At 65.4% G+C, this 26,609-nt stretch carries 28 protein-coding genes; 13 read left to right on the top strand and 15 right to left on the bottom strand.

Annotated features, from left to right (window positions below; translation table 11 throughout):
- Nucleotides 1-70: 70 nt before the first annotated feature.
- From tsaE to SMD10_RS01675, 9 genes are all read right to left on the bottom strand, one after another.
- On the bottom strand, nt 71-610 hold the full coding sequence (gene tsaE / locus SMD10_RS01715) for a tRNA (adenosine(37)-N6)-threonylcarbamoyltransferase complex ATPase subunit type 1 TsaE (protein ID WP_331683914.1): 540 nt from the start codon (nt 608-610) through the stop codon (nt 71-73).
- Nucleotides 607-3,030, bottom strand: coding sequence for a sensor histidine kinase (locus SMD10_RS01710; RefSeq protein WP_331683913.1), 2,424 nt, complete (start codon nt 3,028-3,030; stop codon nt 607-609). The genes tsaE and SMD10_RS01710 overlap by 4 nt, the downstream gene beginning before the upstream one ends.
- Before the next feature lie 378 nt (nt 3,031-3,408).
- Nucleotides 3,409-4,800: an adenosylhomocysteinase gene (gene ahcY / locus SMD10_RS01705; protein WP_331683912.1), complete on the bottom strand. Its 1,392-nt coding sequence runs from the start codon at nt 4,798-4,800 to the stop codon at nt 3,409-3,411.
- A 208-nt stretch (nt 4,801-5,008) separates the two neighbouring features.
- On the bottom strand, nt 5,009-5,470 hold the full coding sequence (locus SMD10_RS01700) for a GNAT family N-acetyltransferase (protein ID WP_331683911.1): 462 nt from the start codon (nt 5,468-5,470) through the stop codon (nt 5,009-5,011).
- A gap of 84 nt (nt 5,471-5,554) precedes the next feature.
- Nucleotides 5,555-5,893, bottom strand: coding sequence for an HPr family phosphocarrier protein (locus tag SMD10_RS01695; protein WP_331683910.1), 339 nt, complete (start codon nt 5,891-5,893; stop codon nt 5,555-5,557).
- On the bottom strand, nt 5,890-6,291 hold the full coding sequence (locus SMD10_RS01690) for a PTS sugar transporter subunit IIA (protein ID WP_331683909.1): 402 nt from the start codon (nt 6,289-6,291) through the stop codon (nt 5,890-5,892). Before SMD10_RS01690 ends, SMD10_RS01695 begins: the two co-directional genes overlap by 4 nt.
- A 195-nt stretch (nt 6,292-6,486) precedes the next feature.
- On the bottom strand, nt 6,487-6,960 hold the full coding sequence (locus tag SMD10_RS01685; protein WP_331683908.1) for an HPr kinase/phosphorylase: 474 nt from the start codon (nt 6,958-6,960) through the stop codon (nt 6,487-6,489).
- A complete protein-coding gene (locus SMD10_RS01680; protein WP_331683907.1) occupies nt 6,957-8,765 on the bottom strand; it encodes a sensor histidine kinase in 1,809 nt (602 codons plus the stop codon). The genes SMD10_RS01685 and SMD10_RS01680 overlap by 4 nt, the downstream gene beginning before the upstream one ends.
- A gap of 13 nt (nt 8,766-8,778) precedes the next feature.
- Nucleotides 8,779-9,477 (bottom strand): response regulator transcription factor, encoded by a 699-nt coding sequence (locus tag SMD10_RS01675; RefSeq protein WP_331683906.1) that lies wholly within the window; start codon nt 9,475-9,477, stop codon nt 8,779-8,781.
- 694 nt (nt 9,478-10,171) lie between these two features.
- On the opposite strand from SMD10_RS01675, the gene SMD10_RS01670 reads away from it, so the two are divergent.
- The 5 genes from SMD10_RS01670 to SMD10_RS01650 all read left to right on the top strand — a co-directional run bounded on the left by SMD10_RS01670 (nt 10,172) and on the right by SMD10_RS01650 (nt 14,067).
- Nucleotides 10,172-11,782, top strand: a complete 1,611-nt coding sequence (locus SMD10_RS01670) for a phosphoenolpyruvate carboxykinase (RefSeq protein WP_331683905.1) — start codon at nt 10,172-10,174, stop codon at nt 11,780-11,782.
- Between the two features lie 208 nt (nt 11,783-11,990).
- On the top strand, nt 11,991-12,425 hold the full coding sequence (arfB, locus tag SMD10_RS01665; RefSeq protein ID WP_331683903.1) for an alternative ribosome rescue aminoacyl-tRNA hydrolase ArfB: 435 nt from the start codon (nt 11,991-11,993) through the stop codon (nt 12,423-12,425).
- Nucleotides 12,426-12,594: 169 nt separating this feature from the next.
- The gene (gene msrB / locus SMD10_RS01660; RefSeq protein ID WP_331683902.1) at nt 12,595-13,092 is read left to right on the top strand and encodes a peptide-methionine (R)-S-oxide reductase MsrB; all 498 of its coding nucleotides are present in this window, start codon (nt 12,595-12,597) and stop codon (nt 13,090-13,092) included.
- Nucleotides 13,093-13,338: 246 nt separating this feature from the next.
- A complete protein-coding gene (locus tag SMD10_RS01655) occupies nt 13,339-13,779 on the top strand; it encodes an Hsp20 family protein (RefSeq protein ID WP_331683901.1) in 441 nt (146 codons plus the stop codon).
- A 39-nt stretch (nt 13,780-13,818) separates the two neighbouring features.
- Complete coding sequence (locus SMD10_RS01650) at nt 13,819-14,067, top strand: BQ00720 family protein (protein WP_331683900.1); 249 nt, start codon at nt 13,819-13,821, stop codon at nt 14,065-14,067.
- Nucleotides 14,068-14,204: 137 nt separating this feature from the next.
- On the opposite strand, the gene ptsN is transcribed toward SMD10_RS01650, so the two are convergent.
- The 6 genes from ptsN to lptC form a co-directional block, all read right to left on the bottom strand.
- On the bottom strand, nt 14,205-14,669 hold the full coding sequence (gene ptsN / locus SMD10_RS01645; RefSeq protein ID WP_331683899.1) for a PTS IIA-like nitrogen regulatory protein PtsN: 465 nt from the start codon (nt 14,667-14,669) through the stop codon (nt 14,205-14,207).
- Nucleotides 14,670-14,735: 66 nt separating this feature from the next.
- Complete coding sequence (gene hpf, locus SMD10_RS01640) at nt 14,736-15,311, bottom strand: ribosome hibernation-promoting factor, HPF/YfiA family (protein WP_331683898.1); 576 nt, start codon at nt 15,309-15,311, stop codon at nt 14,736-14,738.
- A gap of 242 nt (nt 15,312-15,553) precedes the next feature.
- The gene (rpoN, locus tag SMD10_RS01635; protein ID WP_331683897.1) at nt 15,554-16,996 is read right to left on the bottom strand and encodes an RNA polymerase factor sigma-54; all 1,443 of its coding nucleotides are present in this window, start codon (nt 16,994-16,996) and stop codon (nt 15,554-15,556) included.
- Between the two features lie 137 nt (nt 16,997-17,133).
- Entirely contained in the window at nt 17,134-17,907 is a 774-nt protein-coding gene (gene lptB / locus SMD10_RS01630; RefSeq protein WP_432757163.1) for an LPS export ABC transporter ATP-binding protein, read from the bottom strand.
- A 114-nt stretch (nt 17,908-18,021) separates the two neighbouring features.
- Nucleotides 18,022-18,603 carry an LptA/OstA family protein gene (locus tag SMD10_RS01625; RefSeq protein WP_331683896.1) on the bottom strand — a complete coding sequence of 194 codons (582 nt, stop codon included), beginning with the start codon at nt 18,601-18,603 and terminating at the stop codon, nt 18,022-18,024.
- 7 nt (nt 18,604-18,610) lie between these two features.
- Nucleotides 18,611-19,324: an LPS export ABC transporter periplasmic protein LptC gene (gene lptC / locus SMD10_RS01620; protein ID WP_331683895.1), complete on the bottom strand. Its 714-nt coding sequence runs from the start codon at nt 19,322-19,324 to the stop codon at nt 18,611-18,613.
- A 195-nt stretch (nt 19,325-19,519) separates the two neighbouring features.
- On the opposite strand from lptC, the gene sppA reads away from it, so the two are divergent.
- From sppA to olsB, 8 genes are all read left to right on the top strand, one after another.
- On the top strand, nt 19,520-20,479 hold the full coding sequence (sppA, locus tag SMD10_RS01615; RefSeq protein WP_331683894.1) for a signal peptide peptidase SppA: 960 nt from the start codon (nt 19,520-19,522) through the stop codon (nt 20,477-20,479).
- Nucleotides 20,480-20,597: 118 nt separating this feature from the next.
- The gene (locus SMD10_RS01610; protein ID WP_331683893.1) at nt 20,598-20,882 is read left to right on the top strand and encodes an integration host factor subunit beta; all 285 of its coding nucleotides are present in this window, start codon (nt 20,598-20,600) and stop codon (nt 20,880-20,882) included.
- 419 nt (nt 20,883-21,301) lie between these two features.
- Entirely contained in the window at nt 21,302-21,673 is a 372-nt protein-coding gene (locus tag SMD10_RS01605; RefSeq protein WP_331683892.1) for a LapA family protein, read from the top strand.
- A 54-nt stretch (nt 21,674-21,727) separates the two neighbouring features.
- On the top strand, nt 21,728-22,840 hold the full coding sequence (locus tag SMD10_RS01600; RefSeq protein WP_432757154.1) for an RsmD family RNA methyltransferase: 1,113 nt from the start codon (nt 21,728-21,730) through the stop codon (nt 22,838-22,840).
- A complete protein-coding gene (locus tag SMD10_RS01595; RefSeq protein ID WP_331683890.1) occupies nt 22,827-23,693 on the top strand; it encodes a TrmH family RNA methyltransferase in 867 nt (288 codons plus the stop codon). The genes SMD10_RS01600 and SMD10_RS01595 overlap by 14 nt, the downstream gene beginning before the upstream one ends.
- 9 nt (nt 23,694-23,702) lie before the next feature.
- Entirely contained in the window at nt 23,703-24,221 is a 519-nt protein-coding gene (lspA, locus tag SMD10_RS01590; RefSeq protein ID WP_331683889.1) for a signal peptidase II, read from the top strand.
- 29 nt (nt 24,222-24,250) lie between these two features.
- Entirely contained in the window at nt 24,251-25,243 is a 993-nt protein-coding gene (gene acuI, locus SMD10_RS01585) for an acrylyl-CoA reductase (NADPH) (RefSeq protein WP_331683888.1), read from the top strand.
- A 200-nt stretch (nt 25,244-25,443) separates the two neighbouring features.
- A complete protein-coding gene (gene olsB, locus SMD10_RS01580; protein WP_432757153.1) occupies nt 25,444-26,373 on the top strand; it encodes a l-ornithine N(alpha)-acyltransferase in 930 nt (309 codons plus the stop codon).
- The last annotated feature ends 236 nt before the right edge of the window (nt 26,374-26,609 follow it).

Genomic DNA, 26,609 nt, shown 5'->3' with positions numbered 1-26,609 from the left:
GGGAAGAGCTGTCGCCATACACCCCTGGAACACGGTTGAAAACGGTGCGGCTCGCCTTGCCGCTCGCGGTTCACGATTTCTTGGCGTGCGGGTTAACGCCCAATGCATCGCAAAGGCGAACGATCATGGGCGATACGCCTGAGACGAGTGCTCGGCGGCCATTGCCGTCGGTCGCCTCCAGCAGGATCGTCAGCGAGGCGATCGTCTCGATTCCCGCCCTTTCCGGCCATTCGCAGAGGACGACGCCATCCTCGGCCGCCTCTTCGAAGCCGAGTTCGGCCAGTTCCGACGGATCGCCGAGCCGGTAGAGGTCGAAATGCCAGACGGGAGGCTCGGTGTCGTAGGACTGGACCAGCGTATAGGTGGGCGAAGGCACTTCGAGATCCGAATCGGCGGCCAGAGCCCGGATCAGCGCGCGCGCCAGCGTCGACTTGCCGGCGCCCAGATCGCCGCGCAGGGCGATCACCTCACCGGCCGCGACGATCCCCGCCAGAATGCGGCCCAGATTCTGGGTCGCCGATTCGTCGGCCAATGGGATGAAAAGGTGATCGCCGTCGAAGGCGGCGTGCAGTTCGCGGTAAGGCGCATCATGCCCGGACGGCAGGATCACTCAGCCGCCTCCCGCCGCGCCTCTCCGGTCGGAAAACAACAGGTCACCGTGGTGCCCCCCGAGCCGGCCGAGATATCGACCGTGCCCTTGTGGAGATCGACGAAGCTCTTGACCACCGACAGGCCGAGGCCGGCCCCGGACTGGCGGCCTCCGGAGGGATCGGCCTCGAAGCGGTCGAACACCTTGGCGATCAGGTCGGGCGGGATGCCGGGTCCTTCGTCGGAGACCGAGAAGCATACCGTCTTGTCAGCCTGCCATCCCCTCAGCGCGACGGTCGAGCCCGAGGGCGCGAAATTGGCCGCGTTCGACAGCAGGTTGAAGAGGATCTGCGTGACCCGGTGGCCGTCGGCCAGGAAGGTGTCGCCGGCGGCCGCGATGTCGATGTCCAGGACGATGTCGTTCTCGCGCAACCTTTCGCGGACGGCTTCGGCGGCATGCTCGACCGTCTTGGCGATGTCGACCTCGGAGAGTTCCAGCTCCATGATCCCGGCATCGATGGTCGCCAGGTCGAGAATGTCGTTGACGATGGTGAGCAGCGTCGAGGTGGAGGTGGAGATGTAGTCCAGATATTCGCTCTGACGCTCGTTGAGCGGGCCGATGTCGCTGGAGCGCAGCAACGCCGAAAAGCCGATGATGTTGGTCAGGGGCGAACGCAGTTCGTAGTTCACGTGCTGCACGAAGTCGTTCTTGATCTTGTAGGCCTGCTCCAGCGCCTCGTTCTTTTCGCGCAGCATCCGCTCGGCATGGCGGGCGACGGAGATGTCGACGAAGGTCAGCATCGTCTGGCCGTTGGGCAGGGGCACGATCGAATAGGTCTTCACGGTGCCGTCGGCGAGTTCCGCCTCGCCGGTCTCCGGCTCCCGCGGCCCGTCGTCGAAGGCCGTGACGGCGCGCACGAAATCGTCCCAGCCGACGTTGGCGCCACCGTTCTGCCGGGGCACGATCGACACCGAGGTCTGCTCGGCGATTGCCCGGATATGCGGCTTGGCCTTCAGAAATTCCTCGCCCAGCCCCCAGGTCTCGGCGAACACGGGATTGGACAGGCGCAGCCGCCCGTCCTGGCCGAACACGGCGACCGCCTCGTTCAGATAGTCCAGTGTCTCGCCCTGCAGACGAACCAGCGAATTGAGCCGGCTCTCCAGTTCCAGCATCTGGGTCAGGTCTTCGAAGAGCCAAGTCGTGCCGCCCTGCGGCTGCGGGTTGGAGACCACCCGCAGCGTGCGCCCGTCGACCAGATGCCAGATCGCCTCGGTCGGCTCGGTCGCCCGGTAGGCCTCCAGGGTTTCCTCCTTCAACACCCGCAGCGGGCGATCCTCGGGCAGAATGCCGCGCGAGCGAAGCTGATCAAGCAGGGTGATGTGGTCGGGGGTGTCTTCGAGCTCGGTGGCCGACAGGCTGAACAGCCTCTGGAAGGCGGCGTTGTAATAGCTGAGCTGGGTCTTCTCGTCGAAGGAGACAACGGCGGTGGTCAGACGGTCGAGCATGGCCGAGTGGCTTTCGACGATCTGCCGCAGTTCGGCGCGCACCAGTTCGGCTTCCGAGATATCGACCGCGATCCCGGCGGAACCGACCGGACCGGAAGTCTCGACGACACGGAAGTTGCGGCGATCGGCGGCGACGACGGCGGTCAACTCGCCGCGGAAGGCGTTCGACGCGCGACGCTTGGCGGTGATGCTCGCACGGTCGGAGGCGTTGAAGAACTCCACCTGCCGATCCACCGTATCGGCCACCGAGGCGGCATCCACGGCGGCCGCATAGGCCGCATTGACCCAGACGATTCGATCCTCGGCGTCGCGCAGCCAGATCGGCATCGGCAGGTCGTCGGCCAGGGCCTGAAGCGTTTCGACGGTGGCGACGACCCGGGTGTTTTCGGCGCGCAGCCCCACCAGTTCCTCGCGCATGCCCTTGACGGCCGAGAACCGGACGATGGCCATGCCGCCGATGGTCTTGCCGGCGACGTCGATCACCGAGCCGTCGATCGGGATCTCCTGGTGAAACGATTCCGCCGTCGCCTTGAGCCGATCGATCAGGCCTGCGAGCGAGATCACATCGTCTTTCGGCAGCCACTGGTCGAAGGACAGGAAGCGGCCCGTCTCGACCGGCGAACCGGTTTCCGGCGGCAGCCTGCCGAAAGACTGCGGCGAATCCGAACCGTTGAAGAGGATGACGCGCTGGTCGTCGGCGGCCAGGATCGCGGTGCAGGCTTCTGCGTCCGACTGGCTCTCCGCCAGAGCTGTGCGCAGGGTGTCATTCTCGGCGCTGATGGTCGCCCGTTGCCGGATCAGCCACACCGCAGCCAGCATCACCGCGCCGATGGTCAGCGCGTAGAGGGCGAGAAAGACGATGTCTTCGGGGGACAGCGTACCGGCGCGACCGAGATCGAGCGCCTGCGCGTGGGCGCCTTGGGCAAACAGACACACAGCGGCGGCGATCCACCACCCCCTGCGTACTGATTCGATCAATTCCGTTCGTCGGTTGCAGGTTGGGTCTCTATTCCAAACCGCCTGCCATCTCAGCCGCTCGCGCCCCCTTTGCGCAAGCGGAAGTCTCGATCCATTCCGCACAGTGCCCTCGTCCTCTCAGCCGCATCTCGAGAGTGAACTCCTGTCCCCTCCGCGCCGTCGGCCCACCCGCCGGCGACACGATTAACGAACTGTAAACCTTGGCGGGATTCACGCAAAGCGCAAGAATGTAACGGTCGTCAAAAAAGGCGAGGCCGCCGGTCGACTTGCAACCTGGCGGCCCCGAATGGTCGGCTTTGAGGGCTGGTTTCGGCCAGCCGCGATCGAGCGCGTCGATCAGTAGCGATAATGTTCCGGCTTGTAGGGACCCTGGGGCGTCACGCCGATATAGGCCGCCTGCTCCTCGGAGAGTTCGGAGAGCTTGGCGCCGAGCTTGCCGAGATGCAGGCGCGCCACCTTCTCGTCGAGGTGTTTCGGCAGAACGTAGACTTGGTTGTCGTAGCGCTCGCTCTTGGTGAAGAGCTCGATCTGGGCCAGCGTCTGGTTGGTGAAGGACGCCGACATGACGAAGCTCGGATGCCCGGTGGCGTTGCCGAGGTTGAGCAGGCGACCCTCCGACAGGAGGATCATGCGGTTGCCGCCCGGGAACTCGATCAGGTCGACCTGCGGCTTGACGTTTGTCCACTTGAGATTCTTCAGCGCGCTGACCTGAATCTCGTTGTCGAAATGGCCGATATTGCCGACGATGGCCATGTCCTTCATCTCGCGCATGTGCTCGAGACGGATGACATCCTTGTTGCCGGTGGTGGTGATGAAGATGTCGGCGGTGGAGACGACGTCGTCGAGACCCACGACCTCGAAGCCGTCCATGGCCGCCTGCAGCGCGCAGATCGGGTCGATCTCGGTCACCTTGACCCGAGCGCCGGCACCGCGCAGCGAGGCGGCCGAGCCCTTGCCGACGTCGCCATAGCCGCAGACCACGGCGACCTTGCCGGCCATCATCACGTCGGTCGCCCGGCGGATGCCGTCGACCAGCGACTCCTTGCAGCCGTACTTGTTGTCGAACTTCGACTTGGTGACGCTGTCGTTGACGTTGATCGCCGGGAAGGGGAGGAGCCCCTTCTTCTGCAACTGGTAGAGGCGATTGACGCCGGTCGTCGTCTCTTCGGTCACGCCCTTGATCGCATCGCGCTGGCGCGAGAAGAAGCCCGGCGTCTCGGCCATGCGCTTCTTGATCTGGGCGAACAGAACCTCTTCCTCCTCGCTGCCGGGGCTGGACAGTACGTCCTCGCCGGCCTCGGCGCGGGCGCCGAGCAGGATGTACATCGTGGCATCGCCGCCATCGTCGAGGATCATGTTCGACGGGTTGCCGTCCGGCCACTGGAAGATCTGGTCGGTGTAGGTCCAGTATTCCTCCAGCGTCTCGCCCTTCACCGCGAAGACCGGGGTGCCGCCCGCCGCGATCGCCGCGGCGGCGTGATCCTGGGTCGAGAAGATGTTGCACGAGGCCCAGCGGACGTCGGCGCCGAGCGCCTTGAGGGTCTCGATCAAGACGGCCGTCTGGATCGTCATGTGCAGCGAGCCGGAGATTCGCGCGCCCTTGAGCGGCTGGTCGGCGCCGAATTCCTCGCGGCAGGCCATCAGGCCGGGCATCTCGGTTTCCGCGATATCGAGTTCCTTGCGGCCCCAATCCGCGAGCGCAATATCCTTGACGACGTAATCGACCATGTCTCTCACTTCGGCTTCGTGTCTGAAAAAGGACGTGAGGGAACAACTCCCCCACCGTGGCCTCAGGCTCTAGCAGCCCGAGCATGCCACGACAAGTCATATAAAGATATTTTTATATGCTGATCTCTTGAGTCGGTGAACGAGATATTGCGGCGCCGACAGTTTCATCGTCTCCGTCCTCGCTGGCGGCAGAGGCCGGGTAGCGTTCCTATGAGGCGGCGTTCGGCCACTCGTAGAACCGAACGGGACGTCCATTGCTCGGATGGCGTCCTTCGCCGGCCGGCCGAAGCCCCTCGCGCGCATAAAAGCGTTGCGCAGCCTCGTTGAAGGCCGGCGTGCGAAGCCTGAAGCCGTCGACCATTCGACGCTTTGCGAAATCCAACAAGGCGCGCCCGATTCCGCGCCCATGCTCGCTCGGCAGGACGAACAGCTGGTCCAGCCGGCGTTCGCGTGGCTTCAAGGCCAACATGCCGACGATCCGGACGCCGTCGCAGGCGGCAAATAGCTCCCACCCCTCGGCCAGTTCCTTCTCCAGCCGAGCGCGGAAGTCATCGAGCCCCGGCGTTGGGCCGGGCAAGCCATCCATTCGGGACGCGCCGGCGTGCCAGACATTGGCGATCGCATCGTAGTCGCCTTTGTCCGCTTCCCGAATTGCCAAGTTCAACGGCATGGTTTCGTTCCGCAATGGGATCCTTGGCTGCGATGGAGCGCATGCGGTCTCCGATGGGCGGCTTGCCGCTCAATGAGCCGTCGTTCAGCACCCTTCGCCGAAGCAGTCCGCCACCAGCGCCGCGATGGCCTCGATCGCGGCTTCCGCCTCCGGGCCGCAGGCGGTGACGTCGATCGTCGTGCCCTGGCTCGCGGCGAGCATCATCAAACCCATGATCGACTGGCCGCCCACCGACACGCCGTCGCGCGTGATGGTGAGTTCGGCGTCGAAGCCTTCGGCCACCTGCACGAAGCGGGCCGAGGCGCGGGCGTGCAGGCCGCGCTTGTTGACGATGGTCAGGGTCCGGCAGTATTCAGCAACCCCATCGGCTGCCGACGATCGGGCGGGGTCGGTGGTCTCTTCGCTCGGCTCGATCGCGCTCATTTCCCGCTCAGGATCTGGCTTGCCACGTTGATGTATTTGCGGCCGGCCTCTTGCGCGTCGCGAAGCGCCTCGGCCAGCGGACGATCCTGGCGCACGCTGGCCAGCTTGATCAGCATCGGCAGGTTGACGCCGGCGAGCACGTCGATGCGCTGACCGTCCATTACCGAGATGGCCAAGTTGGACGGTGTGCCGCCGAACATGTCCGTCAGGATGATGACGCCATCGCCACGATCCGCCCGGCCGACCGCCTCGACGATGTCCGTGCGGCGGCGCTCCATGTCGTCTTCGGGGCCGATGGAGATCGTCTCGAAGGCCTCCTGCGGCCCGACGACGTGTTCCACCGCGTTGCGGAACTCGTGGGCGAGCTGACCATGGGTGACCAGCACCAGTCCGATCATGCAGAAAATGCTCCGATTTCAGGTCCTGCGCCGGCGGCTCGCCTGTCCGGCCCAGGGGTCGCTCCCTCTATCATCGTCTTGCAAATACCAAAACGATTGAAATGGTCTTCGGCTGCCATGGCAGCGAAAGTCTCAGGCGTCATCTTCGCACTCCGGCCAGAATGCGCAAGTCATTTCGTGGGTATCGGCGATCGTTCACCCAGCGTCGCTCCAGCTTGGATCGGCCGCGAGCACCGTCAGAACCACATCCGCCGCGAAGCTCGCCTGGCGGGCCGGAAGCGTGATGCGGGGCAGCCGCACTCCGGCGATCTCGGCCCGCGGCGCGTCCGGCAGGCGCTCGATCTCCCCCAACGGCAAGAGATCGACGACCAGGCTCAGCAACCCATGGTCAATCGTCGGCTGACGCAGGATACCAACGCCGGAGACTTCGATCAGTCCCTTGATCGAAACCGGGCAAGTGGCCTCCAGCCCCAGCGGCGTCACTCGAACCCGCACCTGATCATCGGCGATCAGCCCGCAACGCAGCCCCAGGGCCTCGGCCCGGCGCAGGATCGTCAAGACGAGGGACGACTTGCCGCTGCGCGCCGCGCCGCGAATGAGGACGCCCTCTTTCGCCACCACGAGGGCACAGGCATGGATATTGAACGGCGCGGCATCGGGCGCGGTCATTCGGCGCTCAGCGTCACGATGAAGCGGGCGCCGCCGATGCCGTCCGGTGCGTCCGGATCGATGATGTTCTCGGCTTTCAGGGTGCCGCCATGCGCCTCGACGATCTGCCGGCTGATCGACAGGCCGAGGCCCGAATTCTGGCCGAAGGCTTCGCCGGCGGGCCGGTCGGTATAGAAGCGCTCGAAGATCCGGTCGATGTCCTCCGCCCGGATGCCGGGCCCGTTGTCTTCCACGGTCGCCACGATCCGGCTGCCGCGCCGGCGCAGCGAAACGCGGATATGGCCGTCGTCGGGCGGCACGAAGGAGCGGGCGTTTTCGATCAGGTTGGTGAAGACTTGGCCGAGACGCAAATCGTGACCGACGACCGAATAGGTCTTCGGCCCGGCAGGCTGCGGCGTCATGGAAAGGTCGATCGAAAGCTGCCGATCGGGCGTGCCATGGCTGCGCGCGGCGTGGACGAGGGAATCGAGCAGCGGCGCGAGGTCGACCTTGTCGGCCCGCTCGCGCGCCAGCTCGGCGTCCAGGCGCGAGGCGTCGGAGATATCTGAAATCAGCCGGTCGAGGCGGCGCACGTCATGCTGGATGATCTCCATCAGACGCTGCCGGGAGGTTTCGGTCTTGGCGACGGGCAGCGTCTCGACGGCGCTGCGCAGCGAGGTCAGCGGATTTTTCAACTCGTGGCTGACGTCGGCGGCGAAGCTCTCGATGGCGTCCATACGGGCGTAGAGCGAGTTGGTCATGTCGCGCAGCGCGCTGGCGAGGTCGCCGACCTCGTCCGTGCGATCGCCGAAATCGGGGATCTCTTCGCGCCCGCGGGTGCCGCGCCGCACCCGCACGGCTGCGGCGGAGAGGCGGCGCAACGGCGTGGTGATGGTCGAGGCCAGCAGGATCGACAGGGTGATCATGACGCCCGCCGCGACCGAGAAGGTGCGCACGATCGCCATGCGCTCGGCCTGGACGATCTTGTCGATGTCGCCGCCTTGCGTCGACAGCATGAGGACGCCGAGCACCGCGCGGAAGCGCTGGATCGGCACCGCCACCGAGACGATCAATTCGCCCGTTTCGGTGGACCGCACGACGGTCGCCGGACCGCCGGTGAGCGCGTTCATCACTTCCGGATAGGCGGTGCCCGAGCCGCCGGGAACCTCCTTGTAGATCGGCAGGCTGTTATGCTGGAACAGCCTGCGCACCCATTCCATCGCCTTTTCCAGATAGCCCGCCTCTTCGGTCTCGATCGGCGGCAGGTCGTAGCGCAGGATCTGGCCGCCCGTGTAGAGATGGCGGGAATCGAGGATCAGGTTGGCGTCGCGGTCATAGAGCCGGGCGCGGGTACGCGTCGGCGAGATCAATCGACGCAGCAGCGGCGCCACGCGCTCCGGATTGATCGGAAAATCCAAACTGTCGGACATCGACGAGCCGGGCTCCAGCGTATCGCCGGCCTGCAGCTCAAGGAGCTTCTCCGGATCGAGCGTGATCGAATTGGTCTCGACGGTGGCCGAAGAGGCGATGGCACCGGCAATGATCTCGCCCTGGGTGAGCAGGCTTTCCACCCGCGCATCGATCAGACCGGCGCGAAACTGGTTGAGATAGAGAATGCCGGAGACGAGGACGATCAGCGCGACCAGGTTGAGAAAGACGATGCGCCGGGTGAGCGAGGAGAAGATCGTGTGGCCGAGCGCCCAATGCATCCGGATCAGCCAGCGGCGCGCCAACGGCACTCGCCGCAGCCGCTTGCGGACCGCCGCATCGCGCCGCTGACGAAGCGGCGCCCGTTCAGAGGAATCCGTGTGGGCGTCCGCCACCATGGCCGGGTGCGTCTCAGGTTTCGCGGAAGCGATAGCCGACGCCGTACAAGGTCTCGATCATGTCGAACTCCTCGTCGATGGCCTTGAACTTCTTGCGCAAGCGCTTGATGTGGCTGTCGATGGTGCGGTCGTCGACATAGACCTGCTCGTCGTAGGCCGCGTCCATCAGCGCATCCCGGCTCTTGACCACGCCGGGCCGCTGGGCCAGCGAGTGCAGGATCAGGAACTCGGTCACCGTCAGGGTGACCGGCTGGCCCGCCCAGGTGCAGGTGTGGCGCTCCTGATCCATCACCAACTGGCCGCGCTCCAGCGAGGCATCGGGCGAGGCCGTGGTCTTGGCAATTTCGCGCGCCGCACCGCGCCGGAGAATGGCGCGCACCCGCTCGACCAGCAGGCGCTGCGAGAACGGTTTCTTGATGTAGTCGTCCGCGCCCATCTTGAGACCGAAGAGTTCGTCGATCTCCTCGTCCTTGGAGGTCAGGAAGATCACCGGCAGATCGGACTTCTGGCGCAGACGACGCAGCAGTTCCATGCCGTCCATGCGCGGCATCTTGATGTCGAGAATGGCCAGATGGGGGGGGCGCGCCTGCAGCCCTTCCAGGGCCGAGGCGCCGTCGGTGTAGGTCTCGACGCGGTAGCCCTCGTTTTCCAGCGCTATCGACACGGAGGCCAGGATGTTTCTGTCGTCGTCCACGAGCGCGATGGTTGGCATCCTGTCATTCTCCCTTGGCGCTGCGAACGCGATGGTGGGCTAGGGTGACTGCGCTGCCATGCCTCGTTCGGTGCGGCCGCTGGTCTCTCTTACCCGATTTGCTGGCTGTGCGACATCGTCGCATCAACGCCTCTTGCAGCGCGAAGTCCCTTTCTGCGTGGTGGCGCCGGCGCGTCTGTCCGCCGCCCGTGCGCAAGAGATGGTTCGTGGCGTGCGCCGAGGCAAGTCCGGGAGCCTTTCGGCCACCCCGGCTTTCGCCTTGTCCGGCGGTCTTGATCTCCGTCATAGCGATCGGAACCCTTTTGTCGATATCCGTCAGAGCCAAAAGGGCAGTCAGGGCGCCGAGGGTGCTTCGGGACGCCCTGCGGCCGGATAGGCGCTGCGGCACCCGGTCGCTGGTATGGACGAAAATCGCCAAAGTCGTGTCGCCGGTTGAGAAAAACGTTGCCACCGAAGCATATTGCAAAGGCGGCCTTAATTTGACCGAAGCGGCAAGATTAACGGCCTGCGACAGAATAGCAGATTTTCGGAAACTAGATAAATCGATTAGAGATTGGGGTGAGATAGATAAATCGATTAATAACCTAGTATGAGCGCGCATCAATCCAAAACCGTGTTGCCCGGTTGACGGTATCTCTGTATCGAGGAGCATTCCCAGGGCAAGCACCGAATGAGGGCAGGAGAACAAAGCGTTATGGATGAGATCGGCTACAGAAATCCAGCGCAGGGAATCGAGACCACGGGGTTGCGAAATCTTGCATCGGTTCGCTGGAATCTTAAAGAAGCTATTCTGAACGAAACCGCGATCCGGCGCGGCGAAGGCCAGTTCACGGACCAGGGCGCGCTCAGCGTCACGACCGGCCAGCACACGGGACGCTCGCCCAAGGACAAGTACGTCGTGCGGGACGCGACGACCGAGGATAACGTCTGGTGGGACAACAACCAGGCGCTGGCGCCCGAGGCGTTCGACGCGCTCTACGAAGACTTCAAGGCTTTTGCCGAGGGCAAGGACCTGTTCGTCGAGGATCTGGTCGGCGGCGCCGATCCGGCCAATGCCATCAACGTGCGTGTCGTCACCGAATATGCCTGGCATGCCCTGTTCATCCGCAACCTTCTGATCCGTCCGTCCAAGGAAGAGCTGGGCTCTTTCGTGCCGGAGATGACGATCATCGACCTGCCGTCCTTCAAAGCTGATCCGGCCAAGTACGACTGCCGCAGCGAGACGATCATCGGCTGCAACTTCGACAAGAAGATCGTGCTCATCGGCGGCACGCGCTACGGCGGCGAGATCAAGAAGTCGGTCTTCACCTTCCTCAACTACCTGCTGCCGGCCAAGGGCGTCATGCCGATGCACTGCTCGGCCAACATCAGCAAGGAAGGCGATTCGGCCGTGTTCTTCGGCCTGTCCGGGACCGGCAAGACCACGCTGTCGGCCGACCCCAATCGCATCCTCATCGGCGACGACGAGCACGGCTGGGGCGAAAACGGCCTCTTCAACTTCGAAGGCGGCTGCTACGCGAAGTTGATCCGTCTTTCGGCCGAGGCCGAGCCGGAGATCTATGCCGCCTCGCGGCGCTTCGGCGCCCTGCTGGAGAACGTGGTGCTCAACGAGGACCGGGTTCCCGACCTCGACGACGCTTCGCTCACCGAGAACACCCGCGTCGCCTATCCGCTGCACTTCATCCCGAATGTCAGCGAAACCAACCGCGGCGGCCATCCGAAGAACGTCATCATGCTGACGGCCGACGCCTTCGGCGTCATGCCGCCGATCGCCAAGATGACGCCGGCGCAGGCCATGTACCACTTCCTGTCCGGCTACACCGCCAAGGTCGCCGGCACGGAACGCGGGGTCACCGAGCCCGAGGCGACCTTCTCGACCTGCTTCGGCGCGCCGTTCATGCCGCGCCATCCCTCGGTCTACGGCAATCTTCTGCGTGACCTGATCGCCGGGCATGGGGCCGATTGCTGGCTGGTCAACACCGGTTGGACCGGCGGCGCGTACGGCGTCGGCAAGCGCATGCCGATCAAGGCGACCCGGGCGCTGCTCAACGCGGCGCTGGACGGCTCGCTCAACGATGCCGAGTTCCGCGTCGACCCGAACTTCGGCTTCCAGGTGCCGGTCGCGGTGCCCGGTGTCGACAGCGGCATTCTCGACCCCCGCTCGACCTGGACCGACAAGAACGCCTACGACGCGCAGGCCCAGAAGCTGGTCGGCATGTTCCGCAAGAACTTCTCCAAGTTCGAAGCGCATGTCGACAGCGACGTCATGCAGGCGGCTCCGGCCTCGGCGATGGCCGCAGAATAGACCCAGGACACCCTGGGAGGGGCGGGCTCGCGGTTTCGGCCGCGGGCCTTTTTTATTGCCCGGTGTCCTGGCCGGTTCGACGGGGGCTATCGTCGGGCAATCGGCACTCGGTGGGCCGAGTTCTATCGCACCCCATCGGGTCGCAGGGATGGCAGGTCGTTGCCGATCCGCTTAAGAGGATGGTCAAGGCCTTCGAGGGATCGTAGCGATGGATGAAGAAAAGGGACTTTCGGTTAGTCGTCGTGTGACGATTCCGGAGGCCGATCTGTCCGAGACCTTCATTCGCGCCGGCGGTCCGGGTGGCCAGAACGTCAACAAGGTGGCCACCGCCGTCCAGCTCCGCTTCGCGGCCGCAGCCTGCCTGGCTCTCTCCGACGATGTCCGCCAGCGCCTGCTGAGGCTCGCCGGCAGTCGCGCCACCAAGGATGGCGACATCCTGATCGAGGCCTCGCGGTTTCGTACCCAGGACCGCAATCGCGAGGACGCCCGCCAGCGCCTCGCAGGCCTGATCCGGGAGGCGCTGGTTCCGCCGCCGCCGCCACGCAAGAAGACGCGTCCGTCGAAGGGCGCCGTCGAGCGCCGCCTCAAGGCCAAGCGGGGACGTTCGCAGATCAAGCAAATGCGAGGTCGCATCGACGATTGATCGCGCCAGCGCGATCGAAGGCTCGTCGGACCTCTCAAATCGTCACAAGAGCGTGCGATCTCCCTCCGGACGGGTCTTGCGGCTGGCGTGTCGGCGCCGGTCTTGCCATATCGGCAGGACCGAAACGCGTCTGGCGACGCAATGGTCCAACCGATCGAGGGAGGTCAGTATGAACCGCCGCAACGTTTTGCTCTCCGGAATCGCCGTGATGGGAGCCGCTGCCGGCGGTCTCCTGTACGGCCGCCGCACCGCGGAAGGGCGCGAAGCTTCTTTTCCCGTGTCCATGTCCGACAACGAATGGCGCAAGAAATTGACGCCACAGCAGTTCGCCGTGCTTCGCGAGGAAGCGACGGAGCGTCCGTTTTCGAGCCAGTTGAATGACAACAAGAAGACCGGGACCTATTCCTGCGCCGGCTGCGACAACCCGGTCTATTCGTCCAAGACGAAGTTCGATTCCGGCACCGGCTGGCCGAGCTTCTGGAAGGCGATCGACGGCGGTGTCGGCATGAGCACCGACTACAAGCTCATCTACCCGCGCACCGAGGTGCATTGCGCCCGCTGCGGCGGCCATCTCGGCCACGTCTTCGACGATGGCCCCCAGCCGACGGGAAAGCGGCACTGCATCAACGGCGTGGCGTTGAACTTCCAGACCGAAGCCGCGTCCTGACGGCGATCTCGCCGTTCGGATCGCAGCGTTCATGTCCGCCGGATCCCACGGCCGGACCGGCCGTGGGACGCGCCGCCGGTCATCATAAAACATCCTTTACCAGGTGGCCGCATCATCGATCGGCACGCATCACGGTCTGTCCGGCCGCCATTGAAGCCGTCCAGGGCGGCCGCCATATGAAGGAACGAAGAGACGAGGGTGCCAATCGGGCCCTCGAAAAAGTCGCTTTGAAAAAGGACTTTCGTGATGAGTCGCCTAACGCCGTTCTCCAGCCCTCTGCTCCTGGGCTTCGACAGCGTGGAGAAGACCCTCGAGCGGATCGGGAAGGGCGGTGACGGCTATCCTCCGTACAACATCGAGCGTGTGCGGGCCGGTTGTGACGACACGGATGACCGAGTGGGGGATTTCCTGCGCATCACGCTCGCGGTGGCCGGCTTCCAGCCGGGCGATCTGGAGGTGACGACGGAGGAGAACCAGCTGATCATTCGCGGTCGTCAGACCGAGGAAAAGGATCGGGAATACCTGCATCGGGGCATCGCTTCCCGCCAGTTCCAGAAGTGCTTTCTGTTGGCTGACGGCATGCGCATCCTCGGGGCGAAACTCAAGAACGGCTTGCTCTTCATCGACCTGGCCAGGCCCGAACCCGAGCGTGTGGTCAGAAAAATCGACATCGCCGTCATCGAATGACCGGTGATTTGCGTTTGCCTCTCAAGGAGACGAAGTACCATGCGTCATGAAGATCACATCACCCAGGACGAATTCGCTGCCATGGGCGAAGGCCATCTGGCCTATCTGCGCCAGATGACGTCCGACGACATGCGCGCCAAGTTCCCGTCCGTCCAGTCGATCCGCCCCGGTCTCAACCTGTGGGCCCTGTTTTCCGCCGACGGCACGCCGCTGGCCGTATCGGACGATCGCGGCAGCGTCTTGGCCAGCGCCTCCGCCAACGAGTTGATGACGCTCAGCCTTCATTGAGAGACCGACGCGGCCCAGCGGTTGTCGCAGCCGATTGTGGCCAATAGGCATCGCTGCCGGGAGCCCTCCAGACGATTTTCAGCCCCGTCCATGCGGCCGCTTTGGGTTCACGAAGCTCTCAGGCTCGGTGATCCATGTCAGGCGGCATGCGGCGGGGCTGCTTGCGTCATGAGGGTGTAGAGCGCGCTGGCGTCGCGCGAGCTTCGGATCTTTTCGACCGTGTCCGGATTGCGCAGCAGGCGTGCCACCTTCGACAAGGCCTTGAGATGATCGGCGCCGGCGCCCTCGGGCGCCAGCAGCAGAAACACCAGGTCGACCGGCTGCTCGTCCAGCGCATCGAAATCGACCGGACGGGAGAGCCGCCCGAACACCCCGACGATACGATCCAGGCCCGCCAGCTTGCCGTGCGGAATCGCGATGCCGTTGCCGACGCCGGTCGAGCCCAGCTTCTCGCGCTGGAGCACGGTCTCGAAGATGTCGCGCTCCGGCAGACCGGTCACCTCGGCAGCCTTCTGCGCCAGGTCCTGCAGGACCTGCTTCTTCGAATTGGCCTTCAGAGCGGGAAGAATGGCATCCTGCTCGATGAGATCATCAAAGTCCATCGCCTGCTGCCTTCCGCCTAGAGCATCGGACGGCGCAAAACCTGGCCGCACAAGCTTGCGCGTAACTCAAGCGTTGTCGCCCCGATAGCTGGATGGGTCGACCCAGCCGAAATTGCCGTCGGTGCGGCGGTAGACGATATTCACCTCGCCATTGGCGGCATTGCGGAAGATCACGACCGGGCTGTCGCGCCGGTCGAGCTCCATCACGGCGCCTGCGACGCTCATGGTTCCGAGCTCCAGCGACGTCTCCGCGACGATCGCCGGAGCGTAGTTCTCCGGCAGCTCCTCGGTCTCCTCGGGAATCGCCTCCATGACCGTATAGGCCACGTTGCGGCTGCTGCCTTCGCTCCGATAGTCCTTCAACCGGCGCTTATAGCGGCGCAGACGCTTTTCGATGCGGCCGGCGGCCTCCTCGAACGAAGACTGCGGCTCATGCGCCTGGCCGGCCGCCTGGAAGATCACGCCGGTGTCGAGATGGACCGTGCAGTCGGTCGAGTAGCGCCCGCTTTCCTTCGACACGACGACGGTTCCGGAGAAATTGCCGTCGAAATATTTGGTGACGGCCTCGTCGAGACGCTCCTCGATTCGCGTGCGAAACGCCTCGCCGACGTCCATGTGCTTGCCCGAAACGCGAAGGCTCATCGAAATTCTCCTTGGAGAGATGCGCCGCCTGAACCTGCCTCGATCCCTCGATTCATGTCTGCGGCGACTGGAAGAACGGAGGTGATCGGCATCTGCTTCAGGGGCCGTTGTTGTGGCGCGGTATTGGATTCAACCGTCGGACCTTTATGGGTGGCGCCTTCTAGGAACGATCGCCCATACTGTCAACGCGAAGCGCCGCCCAACAGTTTCCGGCCAGTTTCCGGTTCGCTGCGAAGTTTCATTCAGGCGGGCTGGCGTGCGTTCATCTCGCGTCGGCGCTGGATCGACGACGGGATCGCCAGGGCCTCGCGATATTTGGCGACGGTGCGACGGGCCAGATCGATTCCCTCCTCCTTGAGCCGCGCCGCGATGTCGTCGTCGGACAGCACGGTCTGGCGCGATTCGGCATCCACCAGCTGCCGGATCCGATGCTTGACGCTTTCGGCCGAATGCGCGTCGCCTCCGGCGCTCGAGGCGATCGCGACGGTGAAGAAGTATTTGAGTTCGAAGATGCCCCGCGGCGTGGCGATGTATTTGTTCGAGGTCACGCGGCTGATCGTCGATTCGTGCATGCCGATCGCTTCGGCGACCGCCATCAGCGTCAACGGCCGCAAATGGGTGACGCCATGGTCGAGAAAGGCCGACTGGCGGCGCACGATCTCCTCGGCGACCTTCAGGATCGTGCGTGCGCGCTGGTCGAGCGAGCGCACGAGCCAGTTGGCCGAGTGCTGGCAATCCGTGACGAAGGAGCGCTCCTCGTCCGGCAGGCCATGTTTGGAGATGCGCCGCACGTAGTCGACGTCGACGAGCACCTTCGGCAGCGTCTCGGGATTGAGTTCGACCCGCCAGCCTCCATCCGCCGCCCTCGTCAGCAGCACGTCGGGCACGATCGGGGCGGCCGGTTCCTGGGAAAAGGCGCGGCCGGGCTTGGGATCGAGCTGGCGGATCTCCTTGAGGATCTCCATCAGCCCCATTTCGTCCTCACCCGTCAGGCGCTTCAGGCCGGCGAAATCGCGCCGGGCCAGCAGGTCGAGATTGGCGAGCACGCGTTCGATCACCGGATCGAGCCGACCGAGCCGCGCGAGCTGGAGAGCCAGGCATTCGCCCAGGTCACGGGCGAACAGACCCGCCGGCTCGACCTCGCGCTGCAGTGTCTTGATCACCTGCTCCAGTCGCCCGAGCTCGACCCCGAGCCCCGCAGCGACCACGTCGCTGGCACAGCGCAGATAGCCGGCCTCGTCCAGATGGTCGAGCAGGGCCTGGGCGATGGCGCGATCGATAGGATCGCGCAGCACCTGAGCGACCTCCGCCTCGGCGTGGGCGATCAACGAACGGCCGGTCTCCGGCAGGTCCTCGATCCAGCCCGAGCTGTCTTGCGAGGCCGTCGATCCGTCACCGCCGGTCCAACCCGTCTCGCCGCCCCGCGCCGTGGCCGGAGCCTCGCCGTCGCTGCGCGTTACGGTTGCCGTCGCGTCCCGGGGGGCGGACGAAACGTAGACGCCGTCCTGCGAGGTTTCCGAGCCGGCCTCGACCAGTTCGATCAGCGGGTTTCGTTCCGCTTCCGATTCGATGAAGGAGCGCAATTCCAGGTGATTGAACTGGAGAAGCCGGATCGACTGCAGAAGCTGCGGCGTCATCACCAGCGACTGCGCCTGGCGGAGCTGAAGTTTGGCCGACAGCATCATGAGCGCTTGTGACTACCCCATTCCCAACGCCGCAGATCCAACCGGAAGCGGCCGGTGGTCCCCATCAAAGCGGGTCGGCGACTGGCTTGTCAACGCTGAGTCGCGCAACGCCGCGCCAAGAAACGCACGGGATCGGGTCAGAAGGTGAATTGGTCCCCAAGATAAAAGCGCCGGACATCGATGTTGTCGACGATTTCCTGGGGGCGCCCGTGGGTGAGCACCGAACCGCCGTGCATGATGTAGGCTCGGTCGATCAGGCCGAGGGTTTCGCGCACATTGTGGTCGGTGATGAGGACGCCGATGCCGCGCTGCGTCAGATGGCGGACGAGCGCCTGGATGTCCGCCACGGCGATCGGATCGACACCGGCGAAGGGCTCGTCGAGCAGCATGAAGGTGGGCCGCGTGGCGACGGCCCGGGCGATCTCGCAGCGTCGCCGCTCGCCGCCCGACAGCGACGTGGACGACTGCTTGCGCAGATGGTCGATGTGGAACTCCTCGAGCAGGGCGGTCAGCTGCTCCTCGCGCTTGGCCTTGTCGCGCTCCACGACCTCGAGCACGGCGCGAATGTTGTTTTCCACCGACAGGCCGCGGAAGATCGAGGCCTCCTGCGGCAGATAACCGATGCCCAGTCGCGCCCGGCGGTACATGGGCACGCCGGTGATGTCGCGGCCGTCGAGTTCGATCCGCCCCTTGTCGACCGGGACGAGCCCGGTGATCATGTAGAAGCAGGTCGTCTTGCCGGCGCCGTTCGGACCGAGCAGGCCGACCGCCTCGCCCCGCCTGACCGCGACCGCCACGTCGTCGACCACACGGCGGCCGCGATAGGACTTGGTCAGGCCGACCGCCGTCAGCGCGCCGGCTCCGCTCTCGGTCGCCGTCATGCCGTCTGGCCGATGGGATTGCGTGGCCATGGGCTCGTCGCTGCCCGCCATGGGTCGAAACTCGGTGTTCATACTGGAATGCTCGTGTCCGGCGCCGACGGATCGGCCGTTGTCGCGGCGCGCAACGGCGTCACCGCATCGCTGTTATTTCTGGCCGCCGATCATCATCTTGACGCGGCCCGGGGCACCGCAACTGCTGTCGAGCTGTGCGATGTTGGTGTCGGTGTGAACCGTCAGCTTGCAACCTACGGCGACGTTCTCGCCCTGGGTCAGCACCACCTCCTTGCCGGTCATGACGACCAGCTGGTCCTTGAGATTGAAATCGCCTTCGTCGGCGGTGACGATCTGGCCGTTCGTCTTGAGATAGACCTTGCCGGTGGCCTTCAGCCGCTCGATGTCGTCGTTGCCACCCGGCAGTGTCTGCCCGCCGGCGCTGGGAGCCGCTTCGCCGCCGGCCGTCTGATTGGCCGCGCTCTGGGAATAGAAGACCACCAGCTTGCTGGTCTTCAGCCGCGTCTCGCCCTGCACGACGTCGACGTTTCCGGTGAAGGTGGCGGTCGCGCCGGCATCGTCGACGTCGAGCTGGTCCGACTCGATGGCGATCGGCTGGTCGCTGGACATCTGCAGACCGCCGAACCGGCTGGTCGTTTGGGCGCTGGCGACCGGGACGATGGCCGCCGCCAGGAAAAGCGTCAATCCAAGGTGAATGAAGGAAGCTCGTTTCATGTCGGTTCTACCGGCTTTCGTTTGCTTGTCGATCCATGGAATCCTGGCCCTCGGGCAATAGCATCATCTTGACCCGGCCGCCGAAAGACAACTGCTTGCCGCCATTTTCGACGGTTATGCTCCCGGCGTCGACGGTTTGGTGGGGTCTGAGGATCGATACCGGGCCCTGTCCGACCATTTGGCCGGCTGCAATGTCGATCTCGGCTTGATCGAGATCCATCGTGGTGCCGTCGGAGGTGGCGACGTGAACGTCGGAGGACAATGACAAGGTCTGCTTGTCGGGGTCGAAAAAGCCCTTCGTGGACGTGATGTCGGCCGTGCTGCCGTCGCCGAGGGTGATATTGGCGCGAATGCCGTCGAGCTCGATCTCGCCCGAGGTGAGGGACTGGAACGCCTGGTCCGCCACCATCCAATAGGGCTGATCCTTGTTGTCGAAGCCGGTCAGGCGCGGATTTTCCATAACCACCCGTCCATCGGCGATGCTGGTCTCCGAAACGCTCATGTCTTCGGGCAGATTGCGGGCGATCCACGTCGCCACGGCCGCGCCCAGAAGGATCAGGACCGCGAGCAGAGGCAGGCCGAGCTTCAGCATGCGCACGATGACCGAATGGCGCCGCGCCCGCCGGAATTCCTTTTCCAGGCGATCGTTATGCGGATGGCTCGACGGACCGTCGGCCGCGCCACGGGCGGATGCAATCGCCGGATCGAAAGTCTTGGACACCAACCTTTTCAGCATTTCCCAAGCTATATTGGGCATTTGGACGCGCTAAAGCTCCAAATGCCAGCCGGCGCCTGTCGCCGGGATGCCACCATTGCCTCCCAATATGGGCATTTTGCGTCCTCTGACATCCCTCCTCTTGGCAGGATATGCTTAAGACATTATCGATCGCCAGCAGCCCTCCATCGGATGTGACTCATGGCAAGCGACCTTCACGATCTGCTCGACCGGCGGTGGTTGCGCCGCAAACTCACCTTCTGGCGGATCGCCGCCGTCACGATTCTGGTGCTGGCGGTGATCGCGATCGCCTTGGCGCTGCGCCTGCCCGGTGGCGGCGGCCTCGGCCGTGACCAGATCGCCAGGGTCTCGATCGAAGGGGTCATCACCGAGGATCGCAAGCTGATCGAGCTGATGGAGGACCTCAAGGACGATCCGAAGGTCCACGCCGTCATTCTGCGGATCGACTCGCCCGGGGGCACGACGGTGGGTGGCGAGACACTGTTCACGGCCGCCCGCGCGCTCGCCACGGCCAAGCCGGTGGTCGCCGAGGTTGGCGGGCTCGCCGCCTCCGCCGGCTACATGATCGCCAGCGCCGCCGATCACATCGTCGCGCGTCACACCTCGATCGTCGGCTCGATCGGCGTACTCTTCCAATATGTCGACGCCTCGGATCTGCTCAATACGATCGGCGTCGACGTCAAGGCGGTGAAGTCGGCGCCGCTCAAGGCCGAACCGTCGCCCTTCCATCCCTCTTCGCCCGAAGCCGAGGCGATGATCCGTCGTCTGGTCATGGACACCTACGAGTGGTTCGTCGCCCTGGTCGCCGAGCGTCGCGGCATGAGCGAGGCCGAGGCGCGGGCGCTGGCCGACGGGTCGATCTTCACCGGCGATCAGGGGCTCGGCAATCGGCTGGTCGACGCCATCGGCGGCGAGGCCGAGATCCGGGCCTGGCTCGAGGGTGAGAAGGGCGTCCCGGAAGGTCTCGACATCATTGACCGGAAGCCGGTGGACAAGGATTCGTGGTCGATCTTCGGCGCATCGCGATCCGCGCTGTTCGCGGTTCTGGGGCTCGACCCCGGCGCCGAAAGCCTGACGGATGCGATCATCGGTCCTGGCCGGCGACTTGACGGTCTCGTGTCGCTCTGGCAGCTTCCCTAGGCGGTCCTGGATAGGGGGCTCCGATACCGCCACGCCAACAAGAATGCCGCCAATAAAGGCGCCGTCGACGGGTATCTGCCACGAATACTGCGAGCCGGCGCCTCGCTGGAGAACGTCCGTGATCAAGTCCGAACTCGTGCAGATCATCGCGAGCCGCAATCCTCATCTCTATCAGCGCGACGTCGAGACGATCGTCAACGCGATCTTCGATGAGATCACCGAGGCGCTCTGCGAGAGCGATCGGGTCGAGTTGCGCGGCTTTGGTGCCTTTTCGGTGAAGAACCGGCCACCGCGCTCGGGTCGCAATCCGCGCACCGGCGAGTCGGTCGAGGTCGAGGAGAAGTGGGTTCCCTTCTTCAAGGCCGGCAAGGAGCTGCGCGAGCGGCTGAACCGCCTGGCCTGACCGCCGACCCTCGAACGACCGGCGCATGGCGCCGCCCGCCTCGTTGCGGACGGCCGGCTGCTCGACGGTTGGCGAACGCAATGCGTGAGGCTTCCGCGATTGACGCGCCCATCGCCGCTCCCATACTAGACCGTACCGGCTCGGCTGCCGGTGCCTTGATCCACGACCTCCGGCAGACCGCTTTCCTTCGCGGGCCGGATCGTGCGACAAGGCCGGGATAGGCGGAGCGGAACCGGCTCTTCTCGGTAGGTCCCGAGAATGCTCGTGTCCGCTCAAGAGCAGGGTGTCGAAGGGGTGCGGTCTTTCTCGACAACGCCAAGCTTCAACGAACAAGGGCCTAGAGCGGCTTTGCGATGCTGGCCTCGTGCGCGCCGCGCCGGGCCTGGTGCTCTGGCTCTGGCATCTGGTGGGAACGGTTCATGATCTCCAAGCTCCTCTCCATCGTCATCCTGATCCCTCTGGCGATCATCCTGATCGTCTTTTGTGTCGCCAATCGCCAGATGACGGCGATCTCGCTCGATCCCTTGGGAACGATGCCGCAGCTTCAGGTGACGGCGCCGCTGTTCGTGCTACTGATGGTCGCACTCATCGTCGGCGTCGTGCTGGGAGGCATCGGCACCTGGTTCACCCAGGCGCATTACCGCCGCACCGCCTGGCGCCGGAAGAACGAGGTGGAGCGGCTTCGGCGCGAGGCCGAGGAGGCCCGGCAGCGGGCGCAGCGACTGCGCACCGAACGCGAGGGCGCGTCCACGTCCACGTCCACGGCCCTGGCCCCGGTGAGATCCGCGTAGAACGCCGGCGTTTCCCGACGGCGTCGGCTTTGCAGGGACGCCGCCCGGACTTGGATGGACGGATCAGCATTGGAGATGAGAGTGCGCCGACCGCGCCGGCCATCGGCCGAGCCCGCAAGATCGGAGACGTCGCGGCCGCAAAAGCGTCGTGGCTCTGCGCCGCAGGGAAAGGACCGCCCCGGCCCGACCCGCTCTCCGGCCTCGCCGGTGGCCGAACCCATCGCGCGTCCGCCTCTGCCGCATCGGTCGGGCGCGCGGCCACATTTGCGCCAACCGGTGATCCTGACGGCGGAGCCGAGCGAGGACTACCGACTTCTCGATTCCGGCGATGGCGAGAAGTTGGAGCGTTACGGGGCGCTGACGGTGCGACGGCCGGAGAATCAGGCCATCTGGCCGCGACGGGTCGACGTTGCGCGCTGGGACAACGCGGATGCCGTCTTTACCGGCGATACCGACGAAGAGGGCACCGGCCGCTGGCGCTTTCCCCTCGAACCGCTGGGCGAGACCTGGCCGCTCGCCTATGACGGTTTGCCGTTCCTCGGCCGCTTCACCTCCTTCCGTCATGTTGGCGTGTTTCCGGAGCAGGCGGCACACTGGTCGTTCATGGCCGAGCGCATCGGCGAAGCGAAGCGGCCGCTGCGGCTGCTCAACCTGTTCGGCTATACCGGCATCGCCTCGCTGGTGGCGGCGCGCGCCGGGGCTGAGGTGACCCATGTGGACGCCTCGAAGAAGGCCATCGCCTGGGCTCGGGCGAACCAGGAACTGGCGCGGTTGGGCGATCGGCCGGTTCGCTGGATCTGCGAGGATGCGGTGCGCTACGCGGAGCGCGAGGTGCGGCGCGGCAGCCGCTACGATGCGATCCTGCTCGATCCGCCCAAATACGGGCGCGGCCCCAAGGGCGAGGTCTGGCAGCTGTTCGAGGATCTGCCCTATCTGCTTCACCTCACGCGCGAGCTTCTGAGCCCGAGGCCGCTTTTCGTCATTCTCACCGCTTATTCGATCCGCGCCTCCTTCTATTCGCTGTCGGCGTTGATGGCGGAGCAGTTCCGCGGCCTCGGCGGACGGATCGAGGCCGGCGAACTCGTCATCGCCGAAGCGGGCGAGGACGCCCGCCTCCTCTCCACCTCGCTGTTCTCGCGCTGGATTTCCGACGATGCCGAGCGATAGGCCCCACGAGCAGACCCCGCGCCGCGCCCCGACGGCGGCGCCCGGCCGCGTCAAGGAGGTGACCAGTACGGCCAATCCGCTGGTCAAGGACATCCGCGCGCTGGCCCAGAAGAAGTATCGCGAAGAAACCGGGCTGTTCCTGGCAGAGGGCCTGAAGCTGGTGCTCGATGCGCTCGACGCCGGCTGGCGCATCGAGACACTGGTCGTCGCTAAGGCGCTTCTCGACCAGCCGCTGCTCGCCAAGGCCGCGGCGCGCACCGTGGCGCTGGGCGCCGACGTGATCGAGGCGAATGACAAGGTGCTGTCGGCGATCAGCCGGCGCGACAATCCGCAAAGCGCCATCGGCGTGTTTCGCCATCGCGTCGTGCCGGCCGCCAAGCTCGACTTCGGAACGGCCGGCGTGGTGGTCGCGCTCGACCGGGTGCGCGACCCCGGCAATCTTGGCACGGTGCTGCGCACCGCCGACGCGGTCGGCGCGCAGGGCGTCATGCTGGTCGGCGAAACGGTCGACCCGTTCTCGCTGGAGGCGGTGCGGGCGACCATGGGCTCGATCTTCGCGATGCCGATCGCGCGACTGTCGGAAGCCGACTTCCTGGCGTGGCGCGGCGGCTTTTCCGGTCTCGTCGCCGGCACCCACATGGCCGGTTCCGTCGACTACCGCGAGCCCGATTACGGCGGGCAGCCGACGCTTCTCCTCATGGGCAACGAGCAGGCGGGGCTCAGCGATGCGCTGGCCGACGCCTGCGACATACTGGTGCGCATCCCCCAGGCCGGGCGCGCCGACAGCCTGAATCTCGCGGTCGCCACGGGCGTCATGCTCTTCGAGGCGCGGCGCAAGGCGCTGAGGCTGTAGGACGGCGCCATGAGGCTCTTTGCCGGCAATGCGGCGATCATCGGGCTCGCCATCCTGCTCGATCAGGCGGTCAAGGCGCTGGTCATGGCCCGCCTGCCGCTCGGCGAACCGGTCGAACTGCTGCCGTTTCTGGCGCTCTATCATGCCCACAACGACGGCATCGCCTTTTCGATGTTTGCCGGTTTCGGCGATGTCGGCCTGTCCGTGATCGCGGCCCTGGTTCTCGTCTTCGTCGGCTGGCTGTGGTGGAAGACGCCGCGCCATCGCTGGGTGACGCATGTCGCCTTCGCGATCATCGTCGGCGGCGCCGTCGGCAATCTGATCGATCGCCTGCGCTTCGGCTATGTCGTGGACTATATTCTGTTTCACACGCCGGTCTGGTCGTTCGCGATCTTCAACCTAGCCGACGCCTTCATCACCGTCGGGGCGGGGTTGATCCTGCTGGACGAGTTCATTCTCGAGCGAAATCGCGGCCGCGCGCGGGCTGGCGCGGACGCTCCGGGAGGCGGCGCGGGCGACCGCCGCTAAGCTATCCACTGTAACGCAGGAGTCAGATTATGGCTAACACCTTCAAGGCGCTTCTCGTCTCGCGCGGGGAAGACAAGACCCAATCGGCCGAGTTCGTCGACCTGCGACCCGAGGACCTGATGGAGGGTGATGTCGACATCGCGGTCGAGGCCACGACCGTCAACTACAAGGACGGCCTCGCCGTCACCGGGAAGGGGCCGATCGTCCGCCGCTGGCCGATGATCCCCGGTATCGACCTTGCCGGGACGGTGATCGCGTCGTCGCATCCCGGCTGGCGCGAGGGCGACAAGGTGGTGCTCAACGGCTGGGGCGTCGGCGAGAGCCATTATGGCGGCTATGCCGCTCGCGCCCGGGTCAGCGGCGACTGGCTGGTGCCGCTGCCGGAAGGCTTTTCCATGAGCGACGCGATGGCGGTCGGCACAGCGGGCTTCACCGCGATGCTCTGCGTGATGGCGCTGGAGGCCGCCGGCATAACGCCGGAGCGCGGCCCGATCGTCGTCACCGGCGCTTCGGGCGGCGTCGGCTCGGTCGCCATCGCGGTGCTGGCCAAGCTCGGCTGGGACGTCGTCGCGGTGACCGGCCGTCCGGACGGGGCGGCCTATCTGAAGGACCTGGGAGCGGCGGAGATCGTCGACCGCCGGGACCTGTCGGGACCGGCAAAGCCGCTCGGCCCCCAGCGCTGGGCCGCCGGCATCGACACGGCAGGCAGCCATACGCTCGCCAATGTCCTGGCCTCGACGATGGCCGAGGGGGCGGTCGCCTGCTGCGGCAACGCGCAGGGTCTGGATCTGCCGGCCTCGGTAGCGCCGTTCATCCTGCGCGGCGTCTCGCTGCACGGCATCGACGCGCCGCGAACCCCGATGCCGAAGCGATCCGAGACCTGGCGCCGGCTGGGCCAGGACCTCGACCCGGGCAAGCTCAAGGCGATCACCACCGAGATCGCCTTCGACGATATTCCCGAGGCGGCACAGCGAATCACCGAAGGTCAGATTCGCGGCCGGCTGGTGGTGACGATGGGGTGATTGCTCTTCCCGGAGCCGGTTGCTTGCGGATGACGCAACATTTGAGCAAAATGGTCTTGGTTTCCGGTGGGCACGGCGATGATGGCGCGGTCATCAAACTGTCGCTGCCGTTGGCTAGAGGATCGAAATGCGCTCGATTTGACGGCAGGCGTCGATTGCAGATCGACGGCGATTTCGAATCCGTGGCCGGGAGGATGGCGATGAGCCTGTTGCAGATGGCTGAAGACAGACACGTCCGGCGCTTCCAGGTGCCGTTCGGCGCAAAGGTCAAGCCGCTCGGCGCCAAGATGCGCGCCTTCGTCCCGATGCCGCGTTTCGGGACCCGGTTCGATCCGATGTCGACGGTGCTCGGGCGCCTCGGTCCGTTGGAAGTGCGGCTGGCGCGATCCCGCGAGGAGGTCAAGGCAGCCCAGCATCTGCGCTATCATGTGTTCTACGAGGAGATGGCGGCCCAGCCCTCGGCGCTGCAGCGGGTCACCCGGCGCGACAAGGACGGCTTCGATCGCTTCTGTGACCACCTGCTGGTGCTCGACACCAGCCGCAGCCCGATTCTGACGGAACAGATCGTCGGCACCTATCGGCTGATGCGCGCCGATTCGGCGGCGCTCGCCGGCGGCTTCTACACGGCCCAGGAATTCGAGATCGGGCCGTTGATCGCCCGCCATCCCGGCAAGCGCTTCCTGGAACTCGGCCGCTCCTGCGTGCTGAAGGACTATCGCGGCAAGCGCACCGTGGAGCTCTTGTGGCAGGGCATCTGGGCCTATGTGCTGAAGCACAAGATCGATGTCCTGTTCGGCTGCGCCTCGTTGGCCGGAACCTCGCCCGAGGTCTTGGCCCTGCCGCTGTCGTTCCTGAACAGCCAGGGGACGGTGCCGCCGGAATGGCGGGTGCGGGCGCTGCCCGGCCGCGGCGTCCACGTCACCGGCGAGTGTTCCGACCCACGCCGGGCGCTGGCAGCGCTGCCGCCTCTTCTCAAAGGCTACCTGCGGCTCGGCGGCTATGTCGGCGAGGGCGCGGTGGTCGATCGGCAGTTCGGCACCACGGACGTTCTGATCGTGCTGCCGGTGGAAAACATCAATCCCCGCTACATCGGCCATTACGGGGCGGACGCCGGTCGCTTCGCGGCCTAACGCAGCATTGGACGAGCCGTCCGGCGCGGTGCCGACCGCTTTGCCACGGCTTCAATTGAGCGCTCCCGACTAGAGCGGGATGGCTATAGGCGGAATCGGGCTGGGATTCCCTGGGGGCTGGAAATGTGATTCACCATACGGGCTGGAGTTGGAGGCCAGCACGGATGGCGCGACCCTATTCGATGGATTTGCGAGCTCGGGTGGTTTCGGCGGTGCTGGAGGGCGGTCTGTCGCGC

Origin of the sequence: Consotaella aegiceratis, from assembly GCF_036541425.1 — a bacterium.
Lineage (GTDB): Bacteria > Pseudomonadota > Alphaproteobacteria > Rhizobiales > Rhizobiaceae > Consotaella > Consotaella aegiceratis.
Note: the sequence above shows the minus strand (reverse complement) of the source record. Positions and strands in the feature narration are given on the sequence as shown.

What these genes read in the sequence shown, in the direction of transcription:
- ahcY (WP_331683912.1), bottom strand. Translation starts at nt 4,800, where the DNA reads ATGGTCGATTACGTCGTCAAGGATATTGCGCTCGCGGATTGGGGCCGC.
- SMD10_RS01700 (WP_331683911.1), bottom strand. Translation starts at nt 5,470, where the DNA reads ATGCCGTTGAACTTGGCAATTCGGGAAGCGGACAAAGGCGACTACGAT.
- SMD10_RS01695 (WP_331683910.1), bottom strand. Translation starts at nt 5,893, where the DNA reads ATGAGCGCGATCGAGCCGAGCGAAGAGACCACCGACCCCGCCCGATCG.
- SMD10_RS01690 (WP_331683909.1), bottom strand. Translation starts at nt 6,291, where the DNA reads ATGATCGGACTGGTGCTGGTCACCCATGGTCAGCTCGCCCACGAGTTC.
- SMD10_RS01685 (WP_331683908.1), bottom strand. Translation starts at nt 6,960, where the DNA reads ATGACCGCGCCCGATGCCGCGCCGTTCAATATCCATGCCTGTGCCCTC.
- SMD10_RS01680 (WP_331683907.1), bottom strand. Translation starts at nt 8,765, where the DNA reads ATGGTGGCGGACGCCCACACGGATTCCTCTGAACGGGCGCCGCTTCGT.
- SMD10_RS01675 (WP_331683906.1), bottom strand. Translation starts at nt 9,477, where the DNA reads ATGCCAACCATCGCGCTCGTGGACGACGACAGAAACATCCTGGCCTCC.
- SMD10_RS01670 (WP_331683905.1), top strand. Translation starts at nt 10,172, where the DNA reads ATGGATGAGATCGGCTACAGAAATCCAGCGCAGGGAATCGAGACCACG.
- arfB (WP_331683903.1), top strand. Translation starts at nt 11,991, where the DNA reads ATGGATGAAGAAAAGGGACTTTCGGTTAGTCGTCGTGTGACGATTCCG.
- msrB (WP_331683902.1), top strand. Translation starts at nt 12,595, where the DNA reads ATGAACCGCCGCAACGTTTTGCTCTCCGGAATCGCCGTGATGGGAGCC.
- SMD10_RS01655 (WP_331683901.1), top strand. Translation starts at nt 13,339, where the DNA reads ATGAGTCGCCTAACGCCGTTCTCCAGCCCTCTGCTCCTGGGCTTCGAC.
- SMD10_RS01650 (WP_331683900.1), top strand. Translation starts at nt 13,819, where the DNA reads ATGCGTCATGAAGATCACATCACCCAGGACGAATTCGCTGCCATGGGC.
- ptsN (WP_331683899.1), bottom strand. Translation starts at nt 14,669, where the DNA reads ATGGACTTTGATGATCTCATCGAGCAGGATGCCATTCTTCCCGCTCTG.
- hpf (WP_331683898.1), bottom strand. Translation starts at nt 15,311, where the DNA reads ATGAGCCTTCGCGTTTCGGGCAAGCACATGGACGTCGGCGAGGCGTTT.
- rpoN (WP_331683897.1), bottom strand. Translation starts at nt 16,996, where the DNA reads ATGATGCTGTCGGCCAAACTTCAGCTCCGCCAGGCGCAGTCGCTGGTG.
- lptB (WP_432757163.1), bottom strand. Translation starts at nt 17,907, where the DNA reads ATGGCCACGCAATCCCATCGGCCAGACGGCATGACGGCGACCGAGAGC.
- SMD10_RS01625 (WP_331683896.1), bottom strand. Translation starts at nt 18,603, where the DNA reads ATGAAACGAGCTTCCTTCATTCACCTTGGATTGACGCTTTTCCTGGCG.
- sppA (WP_331683894.1), top strand. Translation starts at nt 19,520, where the DNA reads ATGGCAAGCGACCTTCACGATCTGCTCGACCGGCGGTGGTTGCGCCGC.
- SMD10_RS01605 (WP_331683892.1), top strand. Translation starts at nt 21,302, where the DNA reads ATGATCTCCAAGCTCCTCTCCATCGTCATCCTGATCCCTCTGGCGATC.
- SMD10_RS01600 (WP_432757154.1), top strand. Translation starts at nt 21,728, where the DNA reads ATGGACGGATCAGCATTGGAGATGAGAGTGCGCCGACCGCGCCGGCCA.
- SMD10_RS01595 (WP_331683890.1), top strand. Translation starts at nt 22,827, where the DNA reads ATGCCGAGCGATAGGCCCCACGAGCAGACCCCGCGCCGCGCCCCGACG.
- lspA (WP_331683889.1), top strand. Translation starts at nt 23,703, where the DNA reads ATGAGGCTCTTTGCCGGCAATGCGGCGATCATCGGGCTCGCCATCCTG.
- acuI (WP_331683888.1), top strand. Translation starts at nt 24,251, where the DNA reads ATGGCTAACACCTTCAAGGCGCTTCTCGTCTCGCGCGGGGAAGACAAG.
- olsB (WP_432757153.1), top strand. Translation starts at nt 25,444, where the DNA reads ATGAGCCTGTTGCAGATGGCTGAAGACAGACACGTCCGGCGCTTCCAG.